Origin of the sequence: Dietzia sp. HMSC21D01, assembly GCF_001815995.1 — a bacterium.
Taxonomy (GTDB): Bacteria; Actinomycetota; Actinomycetes; order Mycobacteriales; family Mycobacteriaceae; genus Dietzia; species Dietzia cinnamea.
In genome coordinates this window covers 1-4,762 of sequence record NZ_KV823884.1, presented here as the reverse complement: position 1 = coordinate 4,762, position 4,762 = coordinate 1, and the positions used below count along the sequence as shown (strand labels likewise).

The following is a 4,762-nucleotide window of genomic DNA, read 5'->3' as shown; positions in this document are numbered from 1 at the left end:
GTTCTTCGACCGCGCCCTACAGGCCCTGGAAGATCAGGTCGACATGAAAGCCGCGGCTGCCGCTCGCCGCGAGAACGACAGCATCTCCCACGAAGACCTCATGGCGGAACTGGGCCTGTAGACCAGCGCCCCCGCTCGTCTGAAGCCCTATTCGATCTCCTATAAGCCCTCGGCTGCCAAAGCCCTGCGCAAACTTCATCCCACCGAGCAGAAGCGAATCGTCCGGGCGATCGAGGCGCTGGCCGGGACACCGCGACCGCCCGGAGCGATCCAACTCGCCGTAGGTGACGGCGAACTCCGCATCCGCGTCGGTGGCCATCGCGTCATCTATGACATCGAAGACGAGGCCCTCGTTGTACTCGTACTACGCATCGGCCACCGCGGTGACGTCTACAAGTGACCCCATCCCCACGCTGGTTCACGATCTTAGTGAGGGTCCAACCACGCGAATGCTCCACCGCCCAAGCACTCAAACTCATTCTCGACATCCTCCGGCAGCGCCCCGGCCAGCGTCGATGCGGCGCCGAAAGCAGACCAGCGGCTCTAGCGCAGCACCTTGAGCTGGAACGGGTAGTTGATCGTCCGGCCCTTGAGCGCACGGAGGGTGCCGATGACGTGGCCGATGATCTGCGCGAGGAACGACACCGCCAGGAGGATGAGACCGAGCGGGATACCGATCACCGTGATGATGCAGATCCAGCCCACGATGCTCATGAGCCACAGGCCGAGGTTGAAGTTGAACGAGCCGGCCGCGGCCTGGCGGACGAACGGGCTGCGGTCCTTGTAGATCAGCCACATCACGAGCGGACCGACGAATGACAGCCACCCGGCCGACAGCGCCATCGCGATGAGGCTCGACGCGTGGGCCAGGGCCGCGGGCGTGCGGTCGTCGGGCGCGGCCACGGGCGGCTGGCCATACCGCGGATCGCCGTACCGGGGGTCGCCGTGCTGGGAGAAACCGGGCTGCTGGGTCATGACCCCAGTCTCCTCGTGAAGCGGCGCCCGCGCATCGGGGATCTCCCCGGTTCCCGCGACGAGCCAGGTTTCACGCACTTGTCATATGCCGCGCCTACTGTGGCGGGCATGGCCGACACCACCCAGTCCGACCAGCGCCCGACCGACCAGCCGAACACCGACCAGCCCGACGTCGATCAGTCGGCACCCGACGGCGTCGACCCGCTCGAAGACGCCGTCCGCCCCCTGCGCGACGACGTCCGGTTCCTCGGCGCCCTGCTCGGCGACACCGTGCGGGAGCAGGCCGGCCAGCGGATCTTCGACCTCGTGGAGACCGCGCGGCGCACCGCGTTCGCCGTCCGCCGCTCGGAGGCCGACCGCGACGAGGTCGCCGCCCTGTTCACCGACGTGCCCGCCGCCGAGGTCATCCCCGTCATCCGGGCGTTCTCGCTGTTCGCCCTGCTGGCCAACGTCGCCGAGGACCTCCACCAGGAGCGGCGTCGCCGCATCCACACGGCCGCCGGCTCGCCGCCGCCCGACGGGGACCTCGAGGCCACCTGGGCACGCCTGGCCGAGACCGAGCCCGACCGCGACAAGCTCGAGACGGTCCGGTCCACCGCCCGGGTGGTCCCCGTGCTCACCGCTCACCCCACCGAGACGCGCCGCCGGTCGGTCTTCGAGATCACCCGCCGCGTCCTCGACCTCATGCGCCGCCGCGACGCCCTGCGGACCGGGCCACAGGACCGCGTCACCGAGGACGAGCTGGCCGAGGTCGAGACCGACATCCGCCGCCAGGTGCTCACCCTGTGGCAGACCGCGATCATCCGTAGCCAGCGCCCCCGCATCGAAGACGAGATCCTGGGCGGACTGCAGTACCACGACGCCACGCTCATGGACGTGATCCCGCCGCTCAACGCGGAGATCGCCGAGCGCCTGGGCTGCGGCGACCGGCCCGTCGTCCGCCCCGGCTCCTGGATCGGCGGCGACCGCGACGGCAACCCGTACGTCACCGGAGACGTCGTCCGCTTCGCCACCGAGCAGGCCGCCGCGCTGCTTCACCAGCACTACGCCCACCAGCTGCGGATGCTCGAGCGGGAGCTGCCCCTGTCGCAGCGTGTCGTCGAGGTGCCCACCGCACTACGCGACCTCGCGGACTCCCTCGGGGAGGAGGAGGGCGAGCTCACCGCCGCGCGGAAGGACGTGCCCTTCCGCCGCGCCGTGAGCGTGGTCCGGCGCCGCCTCGCCGCGCGGGGGACCACCTCGTCGTCGTCACCCGGATCGGCGCCGGGCGCCGCCCACGGCGACCACCGCGACCACGACGACGACGAGGCCTACACCTCCCCGGCCCAGATGCTCGCTGATCTGGAGGTCATCGACGCGGCTCTCGGGGAGTGTGGGGCCGGGATGCTGCGGGCGCCGAGGTTGCGGGACCTGCGGTGGGCGGTGCGCACGTTCGGGTTCCACCTGCAGGCCCTGGACATGCGGCAGAACTCGGAGTCGCACGAGGAGGTGCTCACCGAGCTGTTCGCGAAGGCCGGCGTGAGCGAGGACTACTCGGCGCTCGACGAGGACACGCGCGTGGAGCTGCTGCTGCGCGAGCTCTCGCACGACCGGCCGCTGCTCGGCCCGCGCGCGGAGCTCTCCGAGCTGGCGGAGAAGGAACTCGGGGTGCTGCGGGCGGCCGCCGCGGCCGTGGACCTGCTGGGCGCGGACGTGGTGCCGCACTACATCGTGTCGATGTGCGGGTCCGTGTCCGACCTGCTCGAACCGGCCGTGCTCCTGCGCGAGGTGGGACTGTTCTCCGGCGACCCGGCCGAGCCGCGGTCGAGCGTGCGGCTCATCCCGCTGCTGGAGACGATCGACGACCTCGCCGCCGGGCCGGGCATCCTCGACGCGGCCCTGGCGATCCCGCAGTTCCGCGCGCTCATCCGCGGGCAGGGGGACGTGCTCGAGGTGATGCTCGGCTACTCGGACTCCAACAAGGACGGCGGGTACCTGGCCGCGAACTGGGCGCTCTACCAGGCCGAACGCGATCTCGTGGAGGCCGCGGACCGCGCCGGCGTCCACCTGCGGTACTTCCACGGTCGCGGCGGCGCGGTCGGCCGCGGCGGCGGCAACTCCTACGAGGCGATCCTCGCCCAGCCCCCGGGCGCCGTGCAGGGCGCGCTGCGGATCACCGAGCAGGGCGAGGTCATCTCCGCCAAGTACTCCGAGCCGCGGCGGGCGCGGCGCAACCTCGAGGCGCTGGTCGCGGCGACGCTCGAGGCGTCCCTGCTCGACGTCGAGGGCCTCGGCGACCGCGCTGAGGAGGCCTACGGCGTGATGGCCGAGCTCGCCACGCTCGGCCGGGAGGCGTACGGGTCGCTCGTGCACTCCGACCCGGGGTTCATCGAGTACTTCACCACCTCCACGCCGGTCGCGGAGATCGGCGAGCTCAACATCGGCTCGCGGCCGTCCTCGCGGAAGCAGACGTCGTCGGTCGAGGACCTGCGGGCGATCCCGTGGGTGCTGTCGTGGTCGCAGTCGCGGGTCATGCTGCCCGGCTGGTTCGGCGTGGGCACCGCGCTGCGGACGTGGATCCACGAGCGCGGCGAGGACGCGGCCGACGAGCGCCTGGCCACGCTGCGGCGGCTGTACGACGACTGGCCGTTCCTGCGCACGACACTGTCCAATATGGCGCAGGTGATGGCCAAGGCGGACATGGGGCTAGCTGGCCGCTACGCCGAACTCGTGCCCGACGCGGAGGTGGGTCGGCGGATCCACGGGGTGATCGCCGACGAGTTCGAGCTCACCCGCGAGATGCTGCTGGCGATCACCGGGCAGGAGACGCTCCTCGACGACAACCCGGCGCTCGCCCGCTCGGTCCGCAACCGCTTCCCCTACCTCGAACCGCTCAACGTGCTGCAGGTCGAGCTGCTGCGCCGATACCGCGCGGGCGACGAGGACCCGGCCGTGCGCACCGGTATCCAGCTGACGATGAACGGCCTGGCGACGGCCCTGCGCAACTCGGGTTAGCGGAACTCGGGTTAGCGGAACTCGGACTAGTAGAGCCGGCAGCTAGCGGAGGCGGCGGGCCGTGACCGGGATGAGCAGGGCGCACACCACCGCGAGCCCCGCGATCCACGGGCCCGGCCCGCCGAAGCGGGACAGCTCGGCGAGGAAGTACGGCGTGCCCATGCCGAGGTACGCCAGAACGTAGAACACGGCGACGAGACCGGCGTGGTCGCGGGGACCCGACTGGAACTCCACCTCGACCAGGCCCGCCACGAGCAGCGTGCCGTAGCCGATGCCCAGCAGGACCGCGACTGGCACGAGCCACAGCGCCCGGCCGGGCAGGTCCGGGGAGGCCACCAGGATCGCGCCGGCCGCCATGCCCGCGCACGCCGCCGCGAGACCCGCGATCGGCGGCCGGGACGGCACCGAGTTCGCGGCCAGCCGCCGGATGGCCGGCTGGATGAGCACGCCTGAGCCGAGCGTCACGCCCACCATGACGCCCGCGTACAGGGTGGGCCGGCCGCCGGCGTCGCCGCCGAGGAGGTCGGCGAGCACCGCGAACGACATGCTCGCGCAGCCGAACACGAGGGGGGCCCACGGCGCGACGCCCAGCAGGAACCGGCGCGAGACGGCGGTGGCGGGGATGAGCGGAGTCGACTCGGTCCCGCCGCGCGGCACGTAGGGGTCGGCGGCGTTCCAGGCCGCGACCAGCGCGACCGTGCCCAGGACCAGATGCGGCAGGTAGGCCGAGAGCAGCGGCGCGGGGGCGAACTCGCCGACCACCCCGGCCGCGAGGCCGCTGAGCCCGAACCCG

Annotated in this window: 3 protein-coding genes and 1 pseudogene; 2 read left to right on the top strand and 2 right to left on the bottom strand. The window is 71.9% G+C overall.

Translation table 11 applies throughout. The annotated features are described in order from the left end of the window. Positions 1 to 139: 139 nt before the first annotated feature. Positions 140 to 400 carry a type II toxin-antitoxin system RelE family toxin gene (locus HMPREF3086_RS17985; RefSeq protein ID WP_083324343.1) on the top strand — a complete coding sequence of 87 codons (261 nt, stop codon included), beginning with the start codon at positions 140 to 142 and terminating at the stop codon, positions 398 to 400. Between the two features lie 143 nt (positions 401 to 543). Here the strand turns inward: HMPREF3086_RS17985 and HMPREF3086_RS07515 are convergent, their stop codons facing one another. Next, entirely contained in the window at positions 544 to 975 is a 432-nt protein-coding gene (locus HMPREF3086_RS07515; protein WP_061917842.1) for a DUF4870 domain-containing protein, read from the bottom strand. A 108-nt stretch (positions 976 to 1,083) separates the two neighbouring features. Between HMPREF3086_RS07515 and ppc the strand changes: the two genes are divergently transcribed. After that, the gene (gene ppc, locus HMPREF3086_RS07510; protein ID WP_246830933.1) at positions 1,084 to 3,969 is read left to right on the top strand and encodes a phosphoenolpyruvate carboxylase; all 2,886 of its coding nucleotides are present in this window, start codon (positions 1,084 to 1,086) and stop codon (positions 3,967 to 3,969) included. A 42-nt stretch (positions 3,970 to 4,011) separates the two neighbouring features. Here ppc and HMPREF3086_RS07505 read toward each other — a convergent pair. Next, positions 4,012 to 4,762, bottom strand: a pseudogene (locus HMPREF3086_RS07505) (MFS transporter); the annotation flags it as partial.

Bases quoted from the DNA above. Each gene is read 5' to 3' on its own strand.
- ppc (WP_246830933.1), top strand. From the start codon at position 1,084: ATGGCCGACACCACCCAGTCCGACCAGCGCCCGACCGACCAGCCGAAC.
- HMPREF3086_RS07515 (WP_061917842.1), bottom strand. From the start codon at position 975: ATGACCCAGCAGCCCGGTTTCTCCCAGCACGGCGACCCCCGGTACGGC.